The organism is Taibaiella helva (assembly GCF_003545695.1).
Lineage (GTDB): Bacteria > Bacteroidota > Bacteroidia > Chitinophagales > Chitinophagaceae > Taibaiella > Taibaiella helva.
Map to the genome: position 1 here is coordinate 77,372 of NZ_QUZZ01000016.1, position 21,275 is coordinate 98,646.

The window sequence follows — 21,275 nt, forward strand, 5'->3', positions numbered from 1 at the left end:
GCCTTTATGCTATTATGATAACCTCTGGTAAAACGACAACCTTGGCCCATTGTGACGATGATGATATTTTCGATATCGTTCATGAGCTGGAAAAGTCGTTCGGGTTAAGTTTTGCCCGGGATGCTTTTCGTGATGTAAAGACTTTCGGCGATCTGTGTACGGTTTTTGAACAGCATCTTACCGCAGAACATCGCGATGACTGCACCAGCCAGCAGGCTTTTTACCGGGTGCGGAGCGCCATAGTAACCACACTACCTGTAGACCAAAATCAGGTTACGCCGGACAGCTCCCTAAGGACGCTTTTTTCCAAACCAGGCCGCAGGAAAAGAATACATGCCTTTGAGACATGCCTCGGAGTTAAGGTCAGTTTGCTGGTCTATCCCAACTGGCTGGTCCCGGTATCTTGCTTCCTGTTTGCATGCTCATTTATTGCGCTTCTCTTCAGCGGGAAAATAGCCATAGCCGGATTTATCCTTCTCTTCGTTGTCAATCGTCTGGAAAAATATTACGACAGTCAATTTGCTATGACAACAGTACGACAGTTGGCGGAACAGCTGACCATAGAACATTATACAGCAGCAAGAAGGTTCAACCATACTGTGAATAGAACCGAAATACGATACATTATCACTCAGGCCTTCTGTAAGCGCTTTGATATGGACAAAGCATCACTTATCCCTGAAGCTACCTTCGGCTGGGCCTGATTCTTGCCGATTTATTTTACCTTGTGTCCACACTACAAGGCGTAGCCAACACAATCCTATGAACAGCTCATCTCTTATTATAGGCCTCGCAGCAGGCTTTATACTGGCATTCCTGTTTGTTTATCTCTGGCTGAAAGCGCGTATGGTCAGCCGGAGCAACTATGACCGGTTGGTAGCCATCAATAATGAACAAGCTTCCGAATTAAAGCTATCTGTCCATCGCCGGCAGGAAGGGGAAGCGCAGCAACAGGTACTTATGGGTAAGCTGGAGCAGAAAGAAGCCGAAGCCTCGGCGTTGCAAATACAAGCGACCACCTTACGCAGCGAACTGGCGCATGCAGAAAACAAGGTCCTCGCGTTGAACAACGAATTGGATGAACAGCGTAACGAATACAAACAGCAACAGGCAGAAGTACAAGCGCAGCACCGGAAGCTGGCGGAGCTCACCGCCCTCCACCAAAGCGCGGCAGACGCATTGCAGCAATATAAGGCGACCAACGAACAACAGGCGCAACAGCTGTCTGCAGCTACGGGGCGCATCGCTCAACTGACTGCGCAGGAGAGCCGCTTATCGGCCAATAACAGCACGCTGGCAGAAAAGCTGGCGACACAAAAAGAAGAAGTGGAACAGCTGCAACGAACGGCCCATCTGCAATTTGAAAAGATTGCCAGCCAGCTGCTGGAAGAAAAGTCAGCGCGCTTTACGGAGACCAATAAGACGACATTGGAAACTTTGCTGAATCCCTTAAAAGAGGATATCGGCAGGTTTAAAACCAAAGTAGAAGAAACCTATGACAAGGAATCAAAGCAACGGTTTTCGCTGGAAGAAAAAGTGCGGGAGCTGATCGAGCAGACAAATAAAGTGAGCGCCGAAGCCAATAACCTGGCTACGGCATTAAAAGGACAAACAAAGAAGCAGGGCGATTGGGGCGAGATGATCCTGGAACGGATCCTGGAAACCTCGGGACTGACCAAAGGCCGGGAGTATTTCGTGCAGCAGACGATTAAAGATGAGGAAGGCCGCCAGCTGCGCCCTGATGTATTGGTCAACCTGCCCGATGAGCGCGTGATCATTATCGATTCCAAAGTATCGCTCGTCGCCTATGATCGCTTTGCGTCGGCCGATAGCCCCGAAGAACAGCAGGCGCAGCTGCGGGCGCACGTGCAATCGATATACCGCCATATCGACGACCTGAGGGGTAAACAATACGATAACCTGGACCGGGCCCTGGATTTTACCATGATGTTCATTCCCGTCGAACCGGCCTACCTGGCTGCAATCCAGGCCGACGCCGACCTTTGGGCCCATGCCTATGCCCGGCGCATCCTGCTTATCAGCCCTACCAACCTGATCGCCTGTCTGAAGCTGATCTCCGATCTCTGGAATCGTGAAAAGCAGAGCCGCAATGCCATGGAGATTGTGAAACGGGGTGAAAAGCTGTATGAGAAATTCATCAACTTCACCACCTCACTGGAAGAAGTCGGACGTCACATAGGCAAAGCACAGATGGCCTATGGCACTGCCCTGGACCAGCTGCGCAACGGCCGTGGCAACCTCGTTACACAGGCCTTGCAATTGAAAGCGCTGGGCCTTAAATCCCCGAAAACGATTGCTCCTACCCTGCTACCGCCGGAGATAGAACTTACGGAGACTGAGGATACGGATCAGCCGGAATAGAGATTGGCACTTAGAGACGTTGCATCGCCAGGGGAATAGAACGTTTGATTAATGTTTTGACTGTAGAGACCTTGCATGCAAGGTCTCTACAGTCAAAACAACGACAGGATAACGTTGCATGCAACGTCTCAACACAGAATGGCACTACAGATATGCAACATCCCTACATAAAACGGGTTAACCCTAAAAAGCAAGCAACATTCCTATAACACTGTTCTGCTATAAATGCTGTGCAATAGTAGCCGGATGAATTGCATGGTGTGAGCTGGTATAGACCACCTGTCTGTCTTTGAGCACGATGATCTGCGGTGATTGATGGATTACACCCAACTCCTGTGCGATCAGGTTGGATATAGGACGGTAGGTCAGCAGATCGAGGTAATAGAAATCAGCCTGGCCTTCGATAGCTGCATAGCCCTCTTCCAGGCGGTGTTTGGCATGAGCGCTGATTCCGCAGGTGGTACTGTCCTTAAAAATGATCTGTGGCCGCTGCACAGAAGCTTCGATGATCTGCTGCAGATCGGCCGCTGTGGTAATGGTATTCCAGGTATTCATATCACAAAATTACAGCTTTCAGCTTAAGCAGTCCTGATAGTCCCATAGAGGGTATCTTCCGGCTGGCAGGAAACCAGGGTTGGGTAAAGAAGGTATTGCTCATCACCAAGGCGTTAATTCGCAGCATAAGCCGCAATTTGTCCGAAAATCATCAATGCATTTGAAAATTGCGGGTGCTGTAACCCGCTGTGCTGTTCTTTCGTTTCGCTATGCCGGTATCAGCTTTTACAAAGCATTGCAAGGATAGCTCATTTAGGTCTGTGACCGAAATTTTGTCTGGCTGAACGTAGCCGAAGCCTGGCAAAAATTTCCGTAAAAATGCGCAGCAACCGAAGTATCTCTCTTTTTCGTTCTCCAAGCCGTTAAGGCGACAAGCTTGAACATAAAGCGCCCTGTGGCATAGCGCCGTTTCGGGAAAAGTACCTGCCCATCTTTGTGCGCCCGGCCATTGTAAGCAACATTGCTCATGATTCTGCCGCGCTGCGGAAAGGCTACATTGAAAAATACGTTTTAAAACGTATTCAGGCAGCCCCGGATCGGTTTTAGCTTTGTGCCCTGTCAACATGTTTACCTTAAACCCTACCCAATCATGGCATCATTACACCAGACACTGCGCTATGAAGGAACCAATCTTTCGCAGATCCTCGGCGAATTTCCTTCTTTCAGGCAGGTGCAGGCAAGCTTCCAGCTTCCTGCCTACGACTACATTCCGCTGGGCGACGGCTTCGCCGCCAACCGGAATTTCCTCCGAACGGAGACTTTTCCGAAAGCCTTGCAGATCGACAGCACCAGCTACCAGCTGGATCTTCCGGTATCCCTCCTTTGCGGCAGCAACCTGCTGGGCTTCCTCTATTACTGGGGCACACAGGTGAATATGAACGGGCAAACACCGCCCGATCTGCAGCGACTTGCCGATAACCTGTCGCTGGCCGTCGACGTTAAGGTCAGCACAGCAACACAACATTTTACCGCACTGCCTTTCCTGCTGCTTTCCGGTTACCTGACCAACCGTAACAATACGCTGGCCGTGCGGCACGAAAGCTTTGCCGCGATGAATGTTAACCGCGATACCTCAACAGACGTAGAAAAGACCCTGCGGGAGTACCTGGAGGACACGCTGGTGCTGCTCAACCTGGAAGCGATGGGTAAGCTGGCAGCGAAGCTACCCAATGTATCCTTTCCCTCCTTGTTTGTATTTGTGGCTTTATCTTTCAAAAAGGAGGGCGAAAAACTTCCGGTGCTGAAAGTACCCAGCTTCGAGGTGCTGACCGCACAGGCCAAGCAGCAATTCAATGTAGGCTTTTCAGACAGCGATTATAACCTGCTGAAGAAAATACCTGCAGCCCAGTATGAAGCACTATGGGATTTCCCGGTAACCATCCCGGAAGTAAAGCCTGCTGTCGTAAAAGGTGAGCTGGTATTCACCGGTGATGAAGCGGTTCAATACAGCGATCTCAGCAGCTACGACCTGGCGCTGGATTATGCCGGGCAATCGGTAAAGTATGCCTGGAATAATTATTCAAGTTCGGAGATCCCGGAACGCAAGGCTGTATTTGATTTTCACGAGACGCAGGATATCGTTATCGACACCGGGTCAGCAAGCCCGGTTATAGTCAGTGTAAGGCTTTACAATGGCAATATGCTGTGGCAGCATACCTATTCAGCCGATGACAACAAGCTGCAGCAGCTGCATATCGAAGTGCCATTGGTGAAAGTACCCGTGCTGGGCGCCGATCCTGCACATCCCGGCGCCGGCAGCAAGCCGCTACGCGGACAGGTGGTGCAGCTGGGCGGCGAATGCCTGCTGAAGGACCTTACCGTTATCCTCCAGGCCAAGGCCAGTGCTTCCGATCCTCTGTGGAAAGTGATTGGCGTAGCGACTACCGACATCACCGGCAGCTTTACCATGCCCTATCCCCTGGGCAGCTACGAAGTAGCTCAGGCCATTGTATCCCTGGCGCCAGACGAGCCTGTCCCGGTAAGCGTGATACCGGTTGAAGAACAGCAATCGGAGCAGCAAACCATAGCCAACGATTTCATATACATCCTGGTGGAAGGCGCCGACTGTGGCAGCGAAGAGGATGGAGACGACTGCCAATGCCACTCGACTGATAGCAAGACGCCCCGCCTGCCGGATCAGAGCGACCTGATTGGCTCCGATAAATTCTCACAGGACCTGGGTGGCGGCACCTGCATGAACCTGACCACGCCCAACCGTACGCTGAGCGAGCACACCTATTATGCCATCGTGCGTACTTCCGATCCGGATGTAGCTAACTATGTACTGGAGAAGAATACCATACAGCAAGCAGATGGCTTCAAAAAGGTAACCTTCACGCTGGGCGAAGGCAAAAAGGTGGAACGCAAGGAAGTTACTTACGAAAATCCCATCCGCTGGCAGGACGCGCCGGATACCGTTGATAAGGATAATCATTTATCGCTGTACCAGGCTGTTAATGTTGCTCATGGTCATCTCCTCACGTATAAGTCTGTGCTAAAGGCTGATGGCTATTCGCTGGGCGACCTGATGTACTCGCTGCCCCTGGCGCCGGGTCAGAAAAAGCAGATCGCCGTCTTCGATTATAAGCGTACGCTGCAAGGTTCGGAGAGTCAGCAGCTGACCCAGCGCGAAGGTCTTAATGCCGCGCTGGTAAACGATCGCAGCATCATCGACGACCTTAGCGGATCGATCAATGAGTACCTGCAGGGCCAGAGCTCGGCCAATACCGGCGGCGTGTCTGCCGGTTTGGGTGTGGGCGCTATACTGGGACCGGTAGGCGCCGTACTGGGTGTTTCCGGCGGCTATTCTTCTTCCTCCTCCAACGCTTCGCAGCAAAGCTCGCGCAATACTTCCCAGGCCTTCGGCGAAACCCTGCGCAACGCGATCATGCAAAGCTCCAGCGCTTACCGTTCGCTGAACGGTACCCTTATCGATACGGTATCGGAAGGACAGCAGTACGCAGCGACCACCGAAGTGGTGGCCAACCACAACCACTGCCATTCGCTGACGATGCTGTACTTTGAGGTGCTGCGCCATTACGCCGTTTTCCAGGAGATGGTCGGTGTGGAAGAATGCCTTTTCGTGCCGCTGATCATGACGAATTTCTCTATGGAGAACATTCATAAATGGCGGGACGTGCTGGCCGCCAACCTGATGTATCGCCCCTCGAATACTTACCTGCCCATGTTCCGCAACCGGAATCCGCTGCTGAAGGGCTTTGACGCCAACGACCGGGTAATGACCAACTGGGCCAATGTAGACTTCCCGGCCAACCGTTATTGCGACGATACGATTACCGAGATCACAGGCCAGATCAATTTCCGTGTCAGCATCCCCCGTCCCAAAACCCGCTTCGACCGCATTCTTTCCCTGCCCATTATCAAGAAGACCGTTACGACGCAAGGCGGTGTCGATGTGGTTGGCACGGTAGAGGAAAATATCAAGAATGCGGTGATCGGTGCGATCGTTCCTTGTGCGGCAGGCGGACCGACCATCAAACGCCAGACCAATACGACTGAAGTCATTACCCGCGGCCAGATCTTTGATATGTTCATGACCCTGGACGCCAATTATGAGACCGTACCGCCGGCCAGGTGTATCCGCGTGAACTTTGACTCTGTCGATTCACCCAATATACCTTTCCTTTTCTTCAATGATGCTTATACGCCGCTCGATTTCTTTGCCGGCATGGAGAAAGAGAAGAAGATATGGGACGCCTACGCTTCGCTGCTGGGCATGAGCACCAATGAGCTGCTGCGCTATTTCAACAACAACGTGATCGCCGACTGGGACCAGATATTTAACGATCATATCGCCCCCATGATCATTGCCAGGCTGATCGACCAGACCAAGATCTCCATTCAGCCGCTGAATGGTCTTGACTTTACTCCGCTGGATAAGTATAACGGCGGCAACCGCCTGCTGCGTTATAACCTGCGCGGCGGCACCTCCAAGACCCGCGCGGAGATCGATAAGCTGAACATCCTGTACAATATCGCGTTCAACAATAAGATGGAGTTCTTTAATTTCATCGACGCCTTCCGGGTGGAAAGCCTCAGGATCAGCTATGCCACGCCGCATTACAATGGAACTATCGTCAACGAGACGCTCAACGACGACCTGGTAGATGGTGTGCAGAATATCAATGCACCATTGAATTACGACGAGAAACGGAATCCCCGCCTGGAGGATAAGTTCATCGTGAACGAGCTGATCACCCACCTCAACAGTAACCTGGAATACTACAACAAGGTGCTGTGGCGTAACCTGGATCCTGACCGGCGCTACCTGCTGCTGGACGGCTTCCACATACAGGTGTACGACGATCTGAATCAGCCTGGGCCCATGAAAAGCCTGGCTTCCATTGTGAAGAACCAGCTGATCGGCATTGCCGGTAACTCGTTGATCTTCCCGGTAGCTGCAGGCGTAAAGGTAGACCGCTCCTACATCATTGTCAGCTCACAGGAAGAGGGCCAGGAGAAGGAGTCGAAAGTATCCTTGTTCGATCACTACCGCCCGCTTACCCCGCCCGATCCCTTCCGTATCAGCGTGCCGACCAGGGGTATTTTCGCCGAAGCCGTAATGGGCGCCTGCGACGCCTGTGAGAAAGTGAAAGACAATTCTTCCCAGGATTGGGATCGCTTCCGCACCGACGAGCCGACGACCTTTGCACCGGTAACTGTACCGACGCCGGAACCCACTGACTGGAAAGCGGCTTTCAAGGACTTCGCCACACCGATCGTCAACATACAGAACGCGCCGGCGCTGCCCGCACCGGGAGCCGGTCTGCAGGGCCTGGCCGAGCTGCTGGGCAAAAACGATATTTTTAAGGATATCACCGGCCTCGACGGCAACCAGAAGAATGCGATGGCTACTTACCTGTCCAACCAGGAGAATGCGAAAGCCTTTGCCCAGATGGCCAAAGACATGGCCATACAAGCTCACAATACGCAGAACGATGATAAGATCAAAAGCGCGATCAACGATGCGCAGACCAGCGGCAACATTACCAAAGAGGATGCCGGCAAGCTGACGAAGGACCATATCCAGCAAATGATTGACGGTGGCGAAAGCAAGCGTACCGACGCGGCCGCTGCCGCAGATAAGAAACCTTCGCTTACAGATGCTGCCGTGAAAGCCGCAGACCAGGGCAAGGCCGTAAAAGCCGAACATACCGACGCCGTAACCGGTAAGACGGAAAAAGTAGATATCGAAGGGACCAGCGCTGAAAATATACTGGCTATGGTGAGCGGCGCCGTACCGCAGCTGAAGCAGGAAAACAGCATGGCCTGCTGGGCTACCGCCGCAACGATGATGGTGAGCTGGAAGAAAGGCCTGTCCATGACAGTGCCTGATGTATTGGCCCTTGCCGGGCAGCAGTACGTCGATAAGTTCAATGCCGCACAAGGGTTGCAGTCTGCTGAGAAAGACGCCTTCATTACCGCGCTGGGCATGATGGGCGAACCGCCGGCCAGCTATACGCTGCAGACTTATATCAACTGGCTGAAGACTTATGGCCCGCTGTGGATCACAACCGATTCTTCCACTGCTACCGGCCCCTTCTCACCACACGCCCGTATCCTGACCAAGATCACCGGTACCGGCACGCCTGACGGACAAGGCACTTACTTTACCTTCAACGATCCGGCCACCGGAACGGAGATAAAAGAGTCCTTCGCTGATTTCCTGAGCGCTTATGAGCAAATGGTGACCGATAATCCCGGTGCGCTCTTCATCCAGATCGTGCACTTCAGCGACCCGGTAGCGCCTGTAGGCGAAGGCGGTCCCGCTCCCGATCCAGCCGTACAGGACCTGAATACGAACAAGCCCGCAGCTGCGGATACCCTGGTGATCAATAAGTCGGAGTTCAAGGCTGTGACCGGACTGAGCAACTGGAAACCTTCCGGCGCCCTGCACAATACCAAGCTCTTTTCCAAGCGTACCAGCAGCCAGGTCATCCACCTGGTGCTGCATGAAACCGCAGCCGATACCGGAAATGGCTTCTCTCCGCCCAATACCGCGCATATGGCAGTAAAGGCCGATGCAACGATCACGCAGTTCAACGACTTGCTGGAAAACGAGCAGCATGCTAACAATTTCAACACCACTTCTGTAGGCGTTGAGTTTGTAAACCGTGGCTGGCTGGCCAGCCCTAAAGACGACGACAGCGCGCATCCGCAGTACAGCTACGAGCATGAAGCCATTCCCGCGAAAGAATCCAAGCTGACTGCTGCTCAAAAGGAAAAGTTCAAGGAAGCCAACGGCTATCTCTGGTGCTTCTGGGGCTTTGGCTTCGGCATCTACCGTCTGCCGCAAAGCACGGCGCAGCTCGAGAAAGAAGTAGAGCTGGTGAAATGGCTCACCGTAGATCTGCCCCCGGTGATCAAAGCCTGGAAGGAAGGTGGTGGCTGGCTCTCCGGCAAGCCCGAGCTCGCAACGCTGGCCGGCTGGTTGTCGCTGCCCGCCGTCCCTGCCGAGAATAAGCCTTTGCTTGATATCCCGACCATCAGCAATACCTGGCTACAGCTCGTCTCCTACAATGAAGTGAAATCCCTCTGGAGCTTCAAAGCGGCCGATATACCAGCCGATGCGGATAAGGATAAGCAGCAATACTTCATCTTCACCACAGGACACGATTACATTACACCGGCCAATTTTGCCAGCCGCTCCGGCATCCTTTCGCACAACGCCCTGTACAACGGTCATAGCGATGGCTCCTTCCTCGCGCTGTACACCTGGTTGCGTCTGGCCAAAGGAAAATCGGATACCAAGGCTTTCGACCTCTGCAAAGACCTGATGAAAAACCATTTTATCATCGCTTCGCTGAAGACCGATCCCTACGACAAGAAGATCGTGCTGCTGAACGTGAGCGACGCCAACCTGGTATAGTCATCCGCATACCATAAAGCCGGGATACAGGCGTATCCCGGCTTTTATGTTCATATAATAGATCCTGCAGGCATCTTTGCTTCGATACAGATAAAGCAATGCTGAAGCCGGGATCTACCCTATCACAGGATTCAGCTATTTTACTGCTTCGACGCATGCCGGGCGTCACGATGCAGCTTATCAAGGTATTCGCTGATGACCGCCGCTTTCTCCTTTTTAATCCGTTTACCCAATTCCCGGCGCGGGCATTGCACATGATACTTTGCACCCCAGTCCATGATCTCGATCACAATAGGCAGGAGATCCACGCCTTTTGGCGTGAGGCTGTAGCAGTATTTGGACTTATTGTGCGGCGATACCTGCTTCTTCAGTATCTGTTCCGCTTCCAGCACACTCAAGCGGTTAGCCAGGATATTCGTCGCAATTTTTTCTTCCGATTCCAGGAATTCACTATACGATACTTTGCCCCGCAGCATAATATCGCGGATAATGAGCAGCGACCACTTGTCGCCGAAAACCTCCAGGGAGCAGCTGATGGGACAATCCGACCTGTTCTTTTCCATATATTTTTTTAAAAGTACTTGCATTTTGCAATTAGTTATTATCTTAGTGCTTGCAAAATGCAAGCAAATATACAATTCAACCTTTAAAAGAAAGCAGAAATGGAAAGCAACACCACCCGGCAACTGCTGGAAACCTATTATGAGGGCTTTGCCCGGAAAGAAGGATGGGAATCGGTCATTGCAGATGATTTCCTGTTTACCGGTGGCAATATGGCACACCCTGTACCTATAAGCGGCAAACAGGCTTATATTGAAGTGATCGCCCGATTTTCAAGGGTCTTTGAATCCATGACGGCCCGGGATATGATCATAGACGGCGATCGGGCATATGTTACCGGCAATTACGATTTTCGCTTTCCCAATGGCGAGCATATCAACGGTGATGTAGCAGAGCTGTGGACGGCAAAGGACGGTAAGCTGCAATCCCTGCGTATTTTCTTCGACACGCTTACTTTTGACCGCAATACGCCAAAGTAAGCCCAGGCGTTTCTGGCTTACAGCGAGGCGCTGGCTTTCCGTCTCCCGCAAAGTACAGCCCCGCCGGTTTTGTCTTCTTAAGGCACGCTATCCTTCTATAGCATTCGTATGCCGGTCCCTTGGCGGTCGTTGCCAGGTGATCCCTGTCCCGATACCGTTCGATTGTACCGATGGTTTCCAGGAAGCCTTTCATGGCCGGCCGGAAGCCTTCCTGCAAAAAGAAGTACGTCAGGCGCAATCGGCCTGGGGTTCCTGGAAGCAGGCCAGGAAGAAGTGCTGGTGCAGCGCCTGGCCGACGACCTGGCATCGGGCGCCTGGGACCGTCAATATGGTCATTATCGTATGGAACCCACCTTTATTTGTGCTTTGCGGCTCATCATCGCTACGCCATAAAAGAATAAAGAAAAGAATAAAGGTGTCCAGTTACATACCGGACGCCTTACTTTTGTGCTCATAGTTTTACAGGTTGATACCGCCGGAAGCCTCGATCCGTTGGGCATTCACCCATTTCGCATCTTCACTGCAGAGAAAAGCAACGACACCGCCGATGTCATCGGCTTGCCCTACCCGACCGAGCGCTGTAACCTGCGCGAGCTGCTGGCTCAGCTCAGGGCTGTTGCGTACCCTGCCGCCGCCGAAGTCCGTGGCAATGGGACCGGGCGCTACCACGTTGGCGGTAATACCCCTTGATCCCAATTCCCTGGCCATATAGCGGGTCAGCACTTCGATCGCGCCTTTCATGGACCCGTAAGCCGATGAGCCGGGATGAGCAAAGCGGGCCAGCCCGGAAGAAATGTTTACAATGCGACCACCATCATTCAGGAAAGGCAGCGCCTTCTGGGTAAGAAAGAATACGCCTTTGTAATGAATGTTGTGCGCAGCGTCGAACTGCTCCTCCGTTGTTTCAGCAAAAGGTGCGTACAGGGCTGTTCCGGCGTTGTTGATAAGGAAGTCGAAATTAGGGCTGCCGGTATACTGCTTCAGATGGCCGGTCACTTCCTTGAAAAAGACGTCGAAGGAAGCGACATTACCGGCGTCCAGCCGGAAGGCTTCTGCCTGCCTGCCCATCGACCGGATCTCGGCGACCACTTTCTCCGCCTCTTCTTTATTACTGTTATAGGTAAGGATAATATCACTTCCCTTGCGGGCCAGGCTCAGGGCCATATCCCGACCAAGTCCCCGGCTACCGCCGGTGACCAGGGCTATTTTGGTTGTTGCCATGTTCGTTTTCATTTTTTAATTTGATCAGTTAGCATTGACAAGGCAAAGGTCGGCAGGAAAGAAGAATAAGCGATTGCGCGGATCAATCCGATGTTTGTAAGAATCAAACTTGCTGATCTTTCTTTTCTCGCGGCGATGCAAAGACACGACGAAAGAATAATAAAGAGCAAAGTAAATTTATCACCAAATCGCGAAAAAGGGGAAGGTTTATCTGGCTGTATATCTTTCCAGGCTATACTATTTTGAGAAAATATCAGGTGGCTTTAGGTTTCCGCGAGTATGCTCATGCTTCGTCGCACCACGGCGAGAAAACAAAATTACCGGAACTGCAGCGGTGATACCGAAGTTTGCTTTTTAAAGAAATTGGAAAAGTGGGCTACCTCTTCAAAACCCAGGCAGTAGGCGATCTCGGAGATATTCCAGTCGGTCTGCTTCAGCAGTATCTTGGCCTCCTGCGCAATGCGGCTGCCGATAAGGTGCGTGGTGGTCTTCCCTGTGCTTTCCTTCAGTACCTTATTGAGGTAGTTAACATGGATCGCCAGGCGATTGGCATAGTCTTTAGCTGTGCGTAGCATCACTTTCTGGTTCGGCGATTCTATGGGGAACTGCCGTTCCAGCAGCTCGATAAACAATGAAGTTACCCTGGCGGAAGCGTTATGTTCGGGATACAGGGCCGTTGCGGGTTGCAGCTTTTGTCCGTAGTGGATCAGCTCCAGCACATAGTTACGGAGCAGGTCATATTTAAAAGCGTAGTCGGAAGCAATCTCCTTCTGCATCTTATTAAATACCTGCGCAAGCTCCTCTGCCTCCTCGTCACTGATCTGGAATACAGGATAGCCGCCCGAGCGGAAGATAGGTAGCTCATCAAGCACAACACCGCTTTTGTTCCGGATCAGGAACGCATCGGTAAAGACGCAAAAAGATCCCGATTGCTGCGCATCCAGGGGCAACCAGTGGTAAGGGACTTTGGGTGTGGCAAACAGCAGGGCGTTCTTCCCGATATCAATCACCTTATCCGCATACTCGGCGCGGTTCCTGCCCCGGATCAGGCTGATCTTGTAATAAGCGCGCCGGTTATACGGCATCACCGACTTGCGCTTCACTTCCTCTATTGTCTTCGCCAGGTCAAAGACATTAAAATGACCCACCTCCTTATTGATACCGGGAGGCAATAGCGTATCGATATCCCGGCCGGTAAAATTGGCCGCCTGCTGGTAAAATTCTTCGAGTGAAGTGCTTTTAATGTTTTTCATCTGATGAAAAGCGGGTTTGCAAAAATCAAATCCAACGCAAAGCTAGGCCTCACCGGTAAATAACCGTATAAAAATTTACATTTGTCATACAGACAATGCCTATAGCGCAAACAATGGATTAAGGAAACAAAGCGATCGGGATCCTTCATTCCGCATGCTGTGCAAGCTGTATTCAGGATGACGGTGGGAGCTTACAGAAGAAGTGGTGCCTAAAGCATAAACACGCCATTGTTATACTGAGGTCCCCGGAGGAACCGAAGCATCTCTTTGTCTTTTGCGCAAGCAAGGCAGAATCAGCCACTGCAGGAACAAAAAAGAGCGCTGTCACCAACGCTCTTGTCTTATTTTCTGGCCCACATGGGCTTTTGCTTCATCACCCTGGTGTATGTTTTACATTGCTCCGTATGCGCACCGGGCAGGAAGCCGATGCTCATCAGGAACTCGTTTACGATCTCGCCCCCCGTAAACCGGAATTGCTTTTTAAACAGCCTGACCCATTCTTCTTTGGTTTTCGGATGATGATGCTCCAGCCATTTCTCAAAAGAGCCATGTTCTTTTTGCAGCGCCAGTATGGTCTTTGCATTCTCGATAGCAGCGTTTATCTTCAGCTTGTTGCGGATAATACCGGGATCGGCCAGCAGGCGTTCTGTTTCCTTTTCGCCATAAGCCGCTACCTTTTTGATATTGAAATTATCGTAAGCCTTGCGGAAAGAAGCTTCCTTTTTAAGGATGGTTTCCCAGCTGAGGCCGGCCTGGTTGATCTCCATCAGCAGGCGGCCAAACAATTCGTTATCGTCATGGATGGGAAAGCCGTAATGGTTATCGTGGTAGTTGCGGTGCAAAGCCTTCCGTTCTTCAGGCTGCATGGTTTCGATAGCGCTGCAATAGGACATGAACTAATTTTTATGAAAGGATTGTTTAAAAGCCAGAGGCGTAAGGTTCGTCTTTTTCTTGAAGACCTTATTGAACGACTGCGGGTGCTCGAATCCCAGCTGATAGGCGACCTCCGCTACCGTGAGGTTATCGGTACTCAGGTATTCCTTGGCCTTTTCGATTACCTTTTCGTGGATATGCTGCTGCGTGTTCTGCCCGGTAAGCGAGCGCAGCATATCGCTGAGGTAACGCGGTGAAAAGTGCAGCTGTCCGGCCAGGTACTGTACTGTGGGCAGACCTTTCACCAGGGCCTGCTCATCGTTGAAGTATTCGTCCAGCAAGGCTTCCAGCTGTGCCAGCACATCATGATGCACCGCTTTCTGCGTCAGGAACTGCCGCTTGTAATACCGGTTGCTGTAGTTGAGCAGCACTTCGATCTGCGAGAGCAATACATCCTGGCTGAATTCATCTATGCTGTGGCTCAGCTCCTCTTCAATGTGCTGGAACACTTCCAGTACCGTTTTCCGCTCTTTTTCCGAAAGGTATAGCGCTTCGTTGGCCGAATAGGAAAAGAAACCATAGTTGCGGATATTCTTTGCCAGCGGATAGCCGTTCAGGAAATCGGGATGAATGAGTAAGGTATAGCCCCTGTACTCCGCATCGTCGGGGATGGCCAACACCTGGTGAGGAGCGGTAAATACGAGACCGCCGTCTTCAAAATCGTAATAGCTCTGCCCGTATTTAAGCTTACCAGGCTGCCCCTGCTTAAACGATATTTTGTAAAAGTCGAAGACAAATGCTTCTGGCAGCCGTTCTCTGTCTACCGAAATGCGGGTGTTGTCTACCAGGCCGATGAGCGGATGCATAGGCTTGGATAAGCCCAGCACCCGGTGCAGGTCCGGTATGGAGCGGAATCTCCTGAGGTTTGGCGTTTCTTTCTTCACGGTACGAAGTTAATTGATTTACGCGCCTAAAAATGCAGTCGCCATTTGTTGGTGAAAAGCATCATTGCCCAGCGCGCGGCGTTGTGCGTGCATCGCTTCAGCATCTGTTCCGGCCAGGTAAACCAATTGATCCTTACCGTCCGTAGCAGCTTCATACACTACAGCAGCAATCAGGTCGGCCGTGCTGAACTGGTGCTGATCTATTCCCGCAAACAGGCTGTCGGTCCATTGCTGGTAGGCGGGATGCGGGGTGAAGTCGAGCGAGCGGCCGATGAAATCGGTCAGAATGCCGCCTGGTGCAATTGTTTTGGTACCCACGCCGATCTTCCTCAGCTCAAAAGCCATGCTTTCGCTCCATCCTTCCAATGCCCATTTGGTAGCGTGATAGAGGGAGCTGAAGGGGAAAGTGATGTGCCCGCCGATAGAAGTGGTGGTAAGGAAAAGCCCCTGTCCCTTTTCCCGGAAATAAGGAATAAACGCCTGTGTCACACGGATCACACCCAGCACATTAGTATCGAACTGGCGCACGATCTGCTCGTCGCTGATGGCTTCCAACGGTCCCATAAGGCCGTAGCCGGCATTGTTGAACACCACATCGATATCGTCCATCGAGAGGGCTTGCTGAACGGTATTTTTTACCTGTTGCGGGTTGGTCACATCAAGCGGTAAAAGCGTAATATTGGCGATCTGTGCCAGCTCGGTTTCCTGCTCCGGTTTACGCATGGTGGCGATCACGTTCCAGCCTTTGGCGGCGAACAATTTAGCGGTTGCTTTACCCAGGCCCGAGGAGGCGCCGGTGATGAAAATCGTTTTCATTTTGCTTGATTTTTTATGTACACAAAGGTGCTGCGCCACTGCAGCTTGGAGGTTGCCAAAATGCAGAGGATTGTAGCCGGAATGACGTACCTGCGCTTTGGGGCTCAATAGTGCTATAGGGAAGTTCTATATTCTTTTTGCGGGCAAAAGAAGGCAAATGGACAGGCTAAGCCTGTGCTTCTCTAAAATTACTTAACTTGCTCCCGCACAAAAAATCACGCCATCTTATGCAATTCGGAAAAGTAGCCGATCCGGCACAAATCGACTTTACACTACCCAAAGACGCGCCGGAAACGGCCAGCGTGCTCAAGGCCCACCAGGATGAGGCGCCCTTTGAAGTGTATGTGGGCTGCGCCAAATGGAACAAAACCGATCTGAAAGGCTTTTATCCGAAAGGCACCAAGGACGAGCTGACCTATTATGCCACGCAGTTCAACAGCATCGAGCTCAATGCCACCTTTTATGGTATGCCCGACTGGAAGCAGGTGGAGACCTGGAAGGACAAGACTCCGGAAGGGTTTAAGTTTTTTCCCAAGCTGACCAATACCATCAGTCATTTCAAGCGCCTGATCGATGTAAAAGAGCCTGTAGAGCAGTTCTGCAATGCCATTGCTGCCTTCGACGACCGGCTGGGCATGGCTTTCCTGCAGCTGCACGATAATTTTAAGCCGAAAGATTTCGATCGCCTGAAAAAGGTGCTTGAGGAATTTCCCCAAGGCATTCCCTTGGGTGTGGAAGTCCGTAATGAGGAGTGGTTCACCAATAAAGAAGTGAGCAAGGCCTATGGCGACCTGCTCGAAAAGCTGGGCATGGCCAATATCATTGTCGATACGGCAGGGCGTCGCGATATGTTACACATGCGGCTTACCAGCCCCGTCGCCTTTGTCCGTTATGTAGGCGCCAACCACCCTACCGATGTGGACCGCCTCGACGATTGGATGGTGCGCATCAAAAAATGGCGCAAAGAGGGTTTGCAAAAGCTGTATTTTTTCGTGCACCAGAATATCGAGCTGGAATCGCCTTTGCTGGCTACCCATTTTATTGAGCAGGTGAACAAGGCCTTTAAGTTATCGCTGAAGATCCCCGCCAAACAAGCCGCTCAGAAATCTATGTTTGACTAAGTCTGTTGTGGTACAGACTATGATCATGGCTACTGTCAGGGCGCAATACGCGATCCTTTTGGATACCAATGGCTGTTGCAGCAAGTGATTCAAGCATGAAGAAAGCGTAACAGGCCAGGTATAGTAAAACAGGTTTGTTCGGGTTCCCTAAAAAAGACAAGTGTTTTGTCCCCCTTTTTCTGCTCCGATCGTCATGGGTAAAAAAATATACCTATGGATCGTTTATTCAGCCCTTTTCAGCTTAAATCGCTTAGTACCAGGAATCGTTTTGTGCTCTCGCCTATGACCCGGTCCTTCTCTCCCGGCGGCATTCCTACAGCAGAAGTAGCTCGCTATTACCGGCGCCGCGCCGAAGCCGAAGTAGGATTGGTGCTTTCGGAAGGGGCTGCCATCAGCAGGGTAGCCGCAGTTAATGACCCGGCTGTGCCGCATTTTTACGGTGATGAAGCCCTATCTGGATGGCAGCAGGTCATCGATGAGGTAAAAGCCGCCGGCGGACAGATGGGCCCGCAGCTCTGGCATGCAGGCATACAAGCGCCGCATAGTTCCGGCTGGCTGCCGGCCCTGCCTTTCGAAGGACCTTCTGCAAAGGATAACGGCGTTGCTATGACAGATGCCGACATCGCCGACACCATTGCGGCATTCGGTGCTGCCGCGCGGGATGCCCAAAGGCTCGGCTTTAATTGTGTCGAGCTGCAAGGCGCTCATGGTTACCTGATCGACCAGTTCTTCTGGCACCACACCAACAAACGCACCGACCGCTACGGTGGCAGCACACTGGCTGCCCGCAGCCGTTTTGCGCAGGAGGTCATTAAAGAAGTGCGCAGGCAAACCGGCGAGGGCTTTGCTTTGCTCTTCCGCTTGTCGCAGTGGCGCTTTACCGATGTCAAAAGCAAGCTGGCCGCAACGCCGCAGGAGCTGGAAAGCTGGCTGCAGCCTCTTGCGGATGCCGGCGTTGATATTTTTCATTGCTCTACCCGTCGCTTTTCCGACCCGGAGTTCAGCGGATCGGACCTTAACCTGGCCGGCTGGGCCAAAAAGCTTACCGGGAAAGCAACCATCATAGTAGGTTCCGTTGGCCTGGATAAAGATGTAACCACTATTTTTACAGGCGAAACAGCACAGCCTGCGGTAGCGATGGATGAGCTGCTGCGCAGGCTGGACCGTAACGAGTTTGACCTGGTAGCTGTAGGCAGGCCCTTGCTGGCCGATCCCTGCTGGGTACAAAAGGTAAAAGAGAACCGGATACACGAGCTCCAGGCATTTAACCCGGAGGCATTGAGCCGGCTGATCTGAAAAATGACAACAATATTTGTCCCCTTTGCACCTTTGCCGATCGTTATATGTGCAAACCAAAATTTTAAAAAGATGAAAGAGTTCGTATTGATCTTCAGGCTGGCCGATATGGCCGACGCTAGGCCTTCGCCGGAGCAGATCCAGGAAAGAATGAACTGGATGGGCAGTCTTGCCGCCCAGAACAAGCTGGCCGACAAAGGCAACAGCTTGTCACCTGTAAGCGCAAAAACGGTAAAGCCCGGCAACGTGGTTTCCGATGGTCCTTTTACCGAGATCAAGGAGTTTATTGCCGGCTATGTGATCGTTAAGACGGAGACTATTGAAGAAGCCGTGGAGCTGGCTAAGGCCAACCCGATCTTCAAAACGGGAGGCAGCATCGAGGTCAGGGAGGTAATTGTCCGTTCTTAAGCGATGAGCGAAACCCTGCTCCCCCACCTGTTCCGGCGGGAATATTCCAAAATGACGGCTGTGCTCTGCCGTCATTTTGGCTTGCAGCATATGGAAACTGCAGAGGATATTGTAAGCGATACCTTTCTGAAAGCTGCCGAGACCTGGCCCCTGAAAGGCATCCCCGAACATCCGGAGGCCTGGTTGTATACGGTGGCGAAAAATAAAGCCAAGGACTGGCTGAAACGGCAGCATCTCTTTGAAGCCCGTATACGGCCGGAGATCGGCCGGGATACTGAAGGCATGGCAACCGTGCCCGATTTTGAGCCCGGGGCGATAGCAGACAGCCAGCTGGCAATGATCTTTGCCGTCTGCAACCCGGTCAATCCGCCGGAAGCCCAGATCTGCCTGGCCCTCCAGATCCTTTGCGGTTTTAGCGTGGAAGAGATAGCCAATGCTTTCCTCACACATAAAGAAACCATTAAGAAACGCCTGCAAAGAGGGCGTGCAGCGCTGCGCACTGATGAATTCCGTATCGGCCTTTTGGATGAAGCTACCTTACAGGCGCGGCAGGCGGCAGTGATCAATACCCTGTACCTGCTGTTCAATGAAGGTTATCACTCCAAATCCAATGACCGACTTATCCGCGAAGAGCTTTGCGCAGAGGCGATGCGCCTGGCCCTGCTGCTGACGCAGAACGAAAAGACCAATAGCCCGGAGACGAACGCGCTGCTGGCCCTGTGCTGCTTCCAGGCTTCCCGGATCGGGGCGCGCAACGCGGCGGATGGTGAGGTGGTCCTGTTCGATGAGCAGGACCGGCAGCTTTGGGACCAGGAGCTGATCGACAAAGGCAATTATTTTCTGGTCAATGCCTGCAGCGGCAATACCTTATCGCGCTACCACCTGGAAGCGGGTATTGCCTACTGGCATACCACGCCGGCGGGAACAAACAAGTGGCGCTACATTCTCGACCTGTACAACCAGCTTTTGCTGCTGGCCTATTCTCCGGCTGCGGCCCTTAACCGCACCTTCGCGCTGGCGCAGGTTTATGGCCGGGAAGTGGCTCTGGAAGAGGCTTTGAAGCTGGACTTATCCCGGCTGAGCGATTATCATGCTTTGCTGGGCTACCTGTACACCGGCATCGATAAAACAAAAGCCCGGCATCATTATCGTCAGGCAATGGGCCTTACCGTTGCTCCTGCTGCCCGGCAGGTTTTGCAGAAGGCTATCGACAGCCTGGACTGAAATTTCTCACAGTGAGGATGTTTCATCTTCTTATTTTCTCACAGAGGCGCAAAGTATTAAAGTAATCCCGCGGCAGTGCAGCGAGAGCCTGAGCACATACATACCATTGCCCTATTGAGGTCTGCGCAGCAACCGGAATATCTCTTTTCTCACGAGGTACAAAAACAGACTACGCACGAATTAAAGTTTTCCGTACCGCCGCCCCGGGAAGGGAGATACATGCTGCTTTCGCATCGTTGCCGGAAAAAGAATACGGATCGATGAAGTGCTAGAGGCTGCTTATCTTTACCGGTCAAGCCTGTCAAGCTATGACCCTTACAGAAGTGATGGACCGTAATGCGGCCGATATTGCCTTTATCGCCGGCAACGGGATCAACCGTTTTCCCAACAATCCCAGGGCTATTTCCTGGGACGATCTGCTGCTCCGGCTCTGGAAGCGGTTTGCGCCCGACCGTTTTACCCGCGTACCGCAGGGGGTTACCTTGACTGAGTTTTATGACCTGCTCGATATTGCCAACAGCAATAAGCCGGGTATACCCTATGCCATACAGAAAGAGGCGGCCCGGCTTTTGTCGGGCTGGAGCTTTTTACCGCATCATACAGCATTCATGCGTAAAGCGCAACAGCTGAACGCGCCGGTGCTGACCACCAATTTCGACCTCGTGCTGCCATCTGCGATAGGCCTGCAGCCGTTTCATACCAGCACTGATCATTTTACCGATTTCTATCCCTGGACCACTTATTATGGCAACCGCCAGCTGGACTATCCTACACAGGGTTTCGGGACCTGGTATATTAATGGCTGCGTCCGTTATCCCCGCAGCATACGGCTGGGCCTGTCGCATTACATGGGCTCGGTAGAAAAAGCCAGGACCTTCCTGCATAAGGGTGGCGAGAGACGCCTGTTCGGCGGTAAAGCCCCCGAAGACTGGCTGGGCGCACGCACCTGGCTGCATATCGTTTTTCACCGCTCTCTCTGCATTTTCGGGCTGGGCCTGGAAGAGAATGAAGTTTTCCTGCGCTGGCTGCTGATCGAAAGGGCCAAATACTTCAAGAAGTTCCCGGCCCGTAAAAAGAAAGGCTGGTATATTGCACCCCGGCTGGAAAAGCCGGATGAACGTGCCTTGGGTAAAATACAGTTCCTGAAAGGCATGGGTTTTGAGCTGATTGAGGCCAATCGCTATGAAGATATTTATGATATGCCCTGGCATTGATTACAAATTGCTTACGTAACTTAATAACAACCAGGCAGC

General features: G+C 52.1%; 18 protein-coding genes. 10 read left to right on the forward strand and 8 right to left on the reverse strand.

Features of this window, described 5'->3' with window-relative positions; all coding sequences use genetic code 11:
• Positions 1 to 14: 14 nt before the first annotated feature.
• Both DZC79_RS19585 and rmuC read left to right on the forward strand, forming a co-directional pair.
• The gene (locus tag DZC79_RS19585; protein ID WP_118953313.1) at positions 15 to 704 is read left to right on the forward strand and encodes an acyl carrier protein; all 690 of its coding nucleotides are present in this window, start codon (positions 15 to 17) and stop codon (positions 702 to 704) included.
• A gap of 58 nt (positions 705 to 762) precedes the next feature.
• A complete protein-coding gene (gene rmuC / locus DZC79_RS19590; protein WP_118953314.1) occupies positions 763 to 2,382 on the forward strand; it encodes a DNA recombination protein RmuC in 1,620 nt (539 codons plus the stop codon).
• A gap of 219 nt (positions 2,383 to 2,601) precedes the next feature.
• Here the strand turns inward: rmuC and ytxJ are convergent, their stop codons facing one another.
• Together ytxJ and DZC79_RS21760 are read right to left on the reverse strand one after the other, a co-directional pair.
• A complete protein-coding gene (gene ytxJ, locus DZC79_RS19595; RefSeq protein WP_118953315.1) occupies positions 2,602 to 2,937 on the reverse strand; it encodes a bacillithiol system redox-active protein YtxJ in 336 nt (111 codons plus the stop codon).
• 1 nt (position 2,938) lies between these two features.
• Positions 2,939 to 3,064 carry a hypothetical protein gene (locus tag DZC79_RS21760; protein WP_262607368.1) on the reverse strand — a complete coding sequence of 42 codons (126 nt, stop codon included), beginning with the start codon at positions 3,062 to 3,064 and terminating at the stop codon, positions 2,939 to 2,941.
• Between the two features lie 462 nt (positions 3,065 to 3,526).
• Between DZC79_RS21760 and DZC79_RS19605 the strand changes: the two genes are divergently transcribed.
• Positions 3,527 to 9,826: a papain-like cysteine protease family protein gene (locus tag DZC79_RS19605; RefSeq protein WP_118953317.1), complete on the forward strand. Its 6,300-nt coding sequence runs from the start codon at positions 3,527 to 3,529 to the stop codon at positions 9,824 to 9,826.
• A 140-nt stretch (positions 9,827 to 9,966) separates the two neighbouring features.
• On the opposite strand, the gene DZC79_RS19610 is transcribed toward DZC79_RS19605, so the two are convergent.
• Entirely contained in the window at positions 9,967 to 10,389 is a 423-nt protein-coding gene (locus tag DZC79_RS19610) for a winged helix-turn-helix transcriptional regulator (RefSeq protein WP_118953352.1), read from the reverse strand.
• A gap of 99 nt (positions 10,390 to 10,488) precedes the next feature.
• Between DZC79_RS19610 and DZC79_RS19615 the strand changes: the two genes are divergently transcribed.
• Together DZC79_RS19615 and DZC79_RS19620 are read left to right on the forward strand one after the other, a co-directional pair.
• Positions 10,489 to 10,866, forward strand: a complete 378-nt coding sequence (locus DZC79_RS19615) for a nuclear transport factor 2 family protein (protein ID WP_118953318.1) — start codon at positions 10,489 to 10,491, stop codon at positions 10,864 to 10,866.
• Positions 10,867 to 10,974: 108 nt separating this feature from the next.
• Positions 10,975 to 11,259: a hypothetical protein gene (locus DZC79_RS19620; protein ID WP_157977291.1), complete on the forward strand. Its 285-nt coding sequence runs from the start codon at positions 10,975 to 10,977 to the stop codon at positions 11,257 to 11,259.
• 66 nt (positions 11,260 to 11,325) lie between these two features.
• On the opposite strand, the gene DZC79_RS19625 is transcribed toward DZC79_RS19620, so the two are convergent.
• The 5 genes from DZC79_RS19625 to DZC79_RS19645 form a co-directional block, all read right to left on the reverse strand.
• Positions 11,326 to 12,087: an SDR family oxidoreductase gene (locus tag DZC79_RS19625; protein ID WP_118953353.1), complete on the reverse strand. Its 762-nt coding sequence runs from the start codon at positions 12,085 to 12,087 to the stop codon at positions 11,326 to 11,328.
• A gap of 317 nt (positions 12,088 to 12,404) precedes the next feature.
• Positions 12,405 to 13,340: a helix-turn-helix domain-containing protein gene (locus DZC79_RS19630; RefSeq protein ID WP_118953320.1), complete on the reverse strand. Its 936-nt coding sequence runs from the start codon at positions 13,338 to 13,340 to the stop codon at positions 12,405 to 12,407.
• Positions 13,341 to 13,681: 341 nt separating this feature from the next.
• On the reverse strand, positions 13,682 to 14,233 hold the full coding sequence (locus DZC79_RS19635; RefSeq protein WP_118953321.1) for a DNA-3-methyladenine glycosylase I: 552 nt from the start codon (positions 14,231 to 14,233) through the stop codon (positions 13,682 to 13,684).
• A gap of 3 nt (positions 14,234 to 14,236) precedes the next feature.
• Positions 14,237 to 15,157 carry a helix-turn-helix domain-containing protein gene (locus DZC79_RS19640; protein ID WP_118953322.1) on the reverse strand — a complete coding sequence of 307 codons (921 nt, stop codon included), beginning with the start codon at positions 15,155 to 15,157 and terminating at the stop codon, positions 14,237 to 14,239.
• An 18-nt stretch (positions 15,158 to 15,175) separates the two neighbouring features.
• Positions 15,176 to 15,973 carry an SDR family oxidoreductase gene (locus DZC79_RS19645; protein ID WP_118953354.1) on the reverse strand — a complete coding sequence of 266 codons (798 nt, stop codon included), beginning with the start codon at positions 15,971 to 15,973 and terminating at the stop codon, positions 15,176 to 15,178.
• Between the two features lie 227 nt (positions 15,974 to 16,200).
• Between DZC79_RS19645 and DZC79_RS19650 the strand changes: the two genes are divergently transcribed.
• The 5 genes from DZC79_RS19650 (at position 16,201) to DZC79_RS19670 (ending at position 21,236) form a co-directional block, all read left to right on the forward strand.
• The gene (locus DZC79_RS19650; RefSeq protein WP_118953323.1) at positions 16,201 to 17,094 is read left to right on the forward strand and encodes a DUF72 domain-containing protein; all 894 of its coding nucleotides are present in this window, start codon (positions 16,201 to 16,203) and stop codon (positions 17,092 to 17,094) included.
• Positions 17,095 to 17,307: 213 nt separating this feature from the next.
• Positions 17,308 to 18,390: an NADH:flavin oxidoreductase gene (locus DZC79_RS19655; RefSeq protein WP_198666958.1), complete on the forward strand. Its 1,083-nt coding sequence runs from the start codon at positions 17,308 to 17,310 to the stop codon at positions 18,388 to 18,390.
• A 72-nt stretch (positions 18,391 to 18,462) separates the two neighbouring features.
• Entirely contained in the window at positions 18,463 to 18,798 is a 336-nt protein-coding gene (locus DZC79_RS19660) for a YciI family protein (protein WP_118953355.1), read from the forward strand.
• 3 nt (positions 18,799 to 18,801) lie between these two features.
• Positions 18,802 to 20,022: an RNA polymerase sigma factor gene (locus DZC79_RS19665; RefSeq protein WP_118953325.1), complete on the forward strand. Its 1,221-nt coding sequence runs from the start codon at positions 18,802 to 18,804 to the stop codon at positions 20,020 to 20,022.
• A 308-nt stretch (positions 20,023 to 20,330) separates the two neighbouring features.
• A complete protein-coding gene (locus DZC79_RS19670; RefSeq protein WP_118953326.1) occupies positions 20,331 to 21,236 on the forward strand; it encodes a hypothetical protein in 906 nt (301 codons plus the stop codon).
• The last annotated feature ends 39 nt before the right edge of the window (positions 21,237 to 21,275 follow it).

Excerpts from the sequence above, each read along its gene's own strand:
- DZC79_RS19585 (WP_118953313.1), top strand. The coding sequence starts at position 15 with ATGATAACCTCTGGTAAAACGACAACCTTGGCCCATTGTGACGATGAT.
- rmuC (WP_118953314.1), top strand. The coding sequence starts at position 763 with ATGAACAGCTCATCTCTTATTATAGGCCTCGCAGCAGGCTTTATACTG.
- ytxJ (WP_118953315.1), bottom strand. The coding sequence starts at position 2,937 with ATGAATACCTGGAATACCATTACCACAGCGGCCGATCTGCAGCAGATC.
- DZC79_RS21760 (WP_262607368.1), bottom strand. The coding sequence starts at position 3,064 with ATGCTGCGAATTAACGCCTTGGTGATGAGCAATACCTTCTTTACCCAA.
- DZC79_RS19605 (WP_118953317.1), top strand. The coding sequence starts at position 3,527 with ATGGCATCATTACACCAGACACTGCGCTATGAAGGAACCAATCTTTCG.
- DZC79_RS19610 (WP_118953352.1), bottom strand. The coding sequence starts at position 10,389 with ATGGAAAAGAACAGGTCGGATTGTCCCATCAGCTGCTCCCTGGAGGTT.
- DZC79_RS19615 (WP_118953318.1), top strand. The coding sequence starts at position 10,489 with ATGGAAAGCAACACCACCCGGCAACTGCTGGAAACCTATTATGAGGGC.
- DZC79_RS19620 (WP_157977291.1), top strand. The coding sequence starts at position 10,975 with ATGCCGGTCCCTTGGCGGTCGTTGCCAGGTGATCCCTGTCCCGATACC.
- DZC79_RS19625 (WP_118953353.1), bottom strand. The coding sequence starts at position 12,087 with ATGGCAACAACCAAAATAGCCCTGGTCACCGGCGGTAGCCGGGGACTT.
- DZC79_RS19630 (WP_118953320.1), bottom strand. The coding sequence starts at position 13,340 with ATGAAAAACATTAAAAGCACTTCACTCGAAGAATTTTACCAGCAGGCG.
- DZC79_RS19635 (WP_118953321.1), bottom strand. The coding sequence starts at position 14,233 with ATGTCCTATTGCAGCGCTATCGAAACCATGCAGCCTGAAGAACGGAAG.
- DZC79_RS19645 (WP_118953354.1), bottom strand. The coding sequence starts at position 15,973 with ATGAAAACGATTTTCATCACCGGCGCCTCCTCGGGCCTGGGTAAAGCA.
- DZC79_RS19650 (WP_118953323.1), top strand. The coding sequence starts at position 16,201 with ATGCAATTCGGAAAAGTAGCCGATCCGGCACAAATCGACTTTACACTA.
- DZC79_RS19655 (WP_198666958.1), top strand. The coding sequence starts at position 17,308 with ATGGATCGTTTATTCAGCCCTTTTCAGCTTAAATCGCTTAGTACCAGG.
- DZC79_RS19660 (WP_118953355.1), top strand. The coding sequence starts at position 18,463 with ATGAAAGAGTTCGTATTGATCTTCAGGCTGGCCGATATGGCCGACGCT.
- DZC79_RS19665 (WP_118953325.1), top strand. The coding sequence starts at position 18,802 with ATGAGCGAAACCCTGCTCCCCCACCTGTTCCGGCGGGAATATTCCAAA.
- DZC79_RS19670 (WP_118953326.1), top strand. The coding sequence starts at position 20,331 with ATGACCCTTACAGAAGTGATGGACCGTAATGCGGCCGATATTGCCTTT.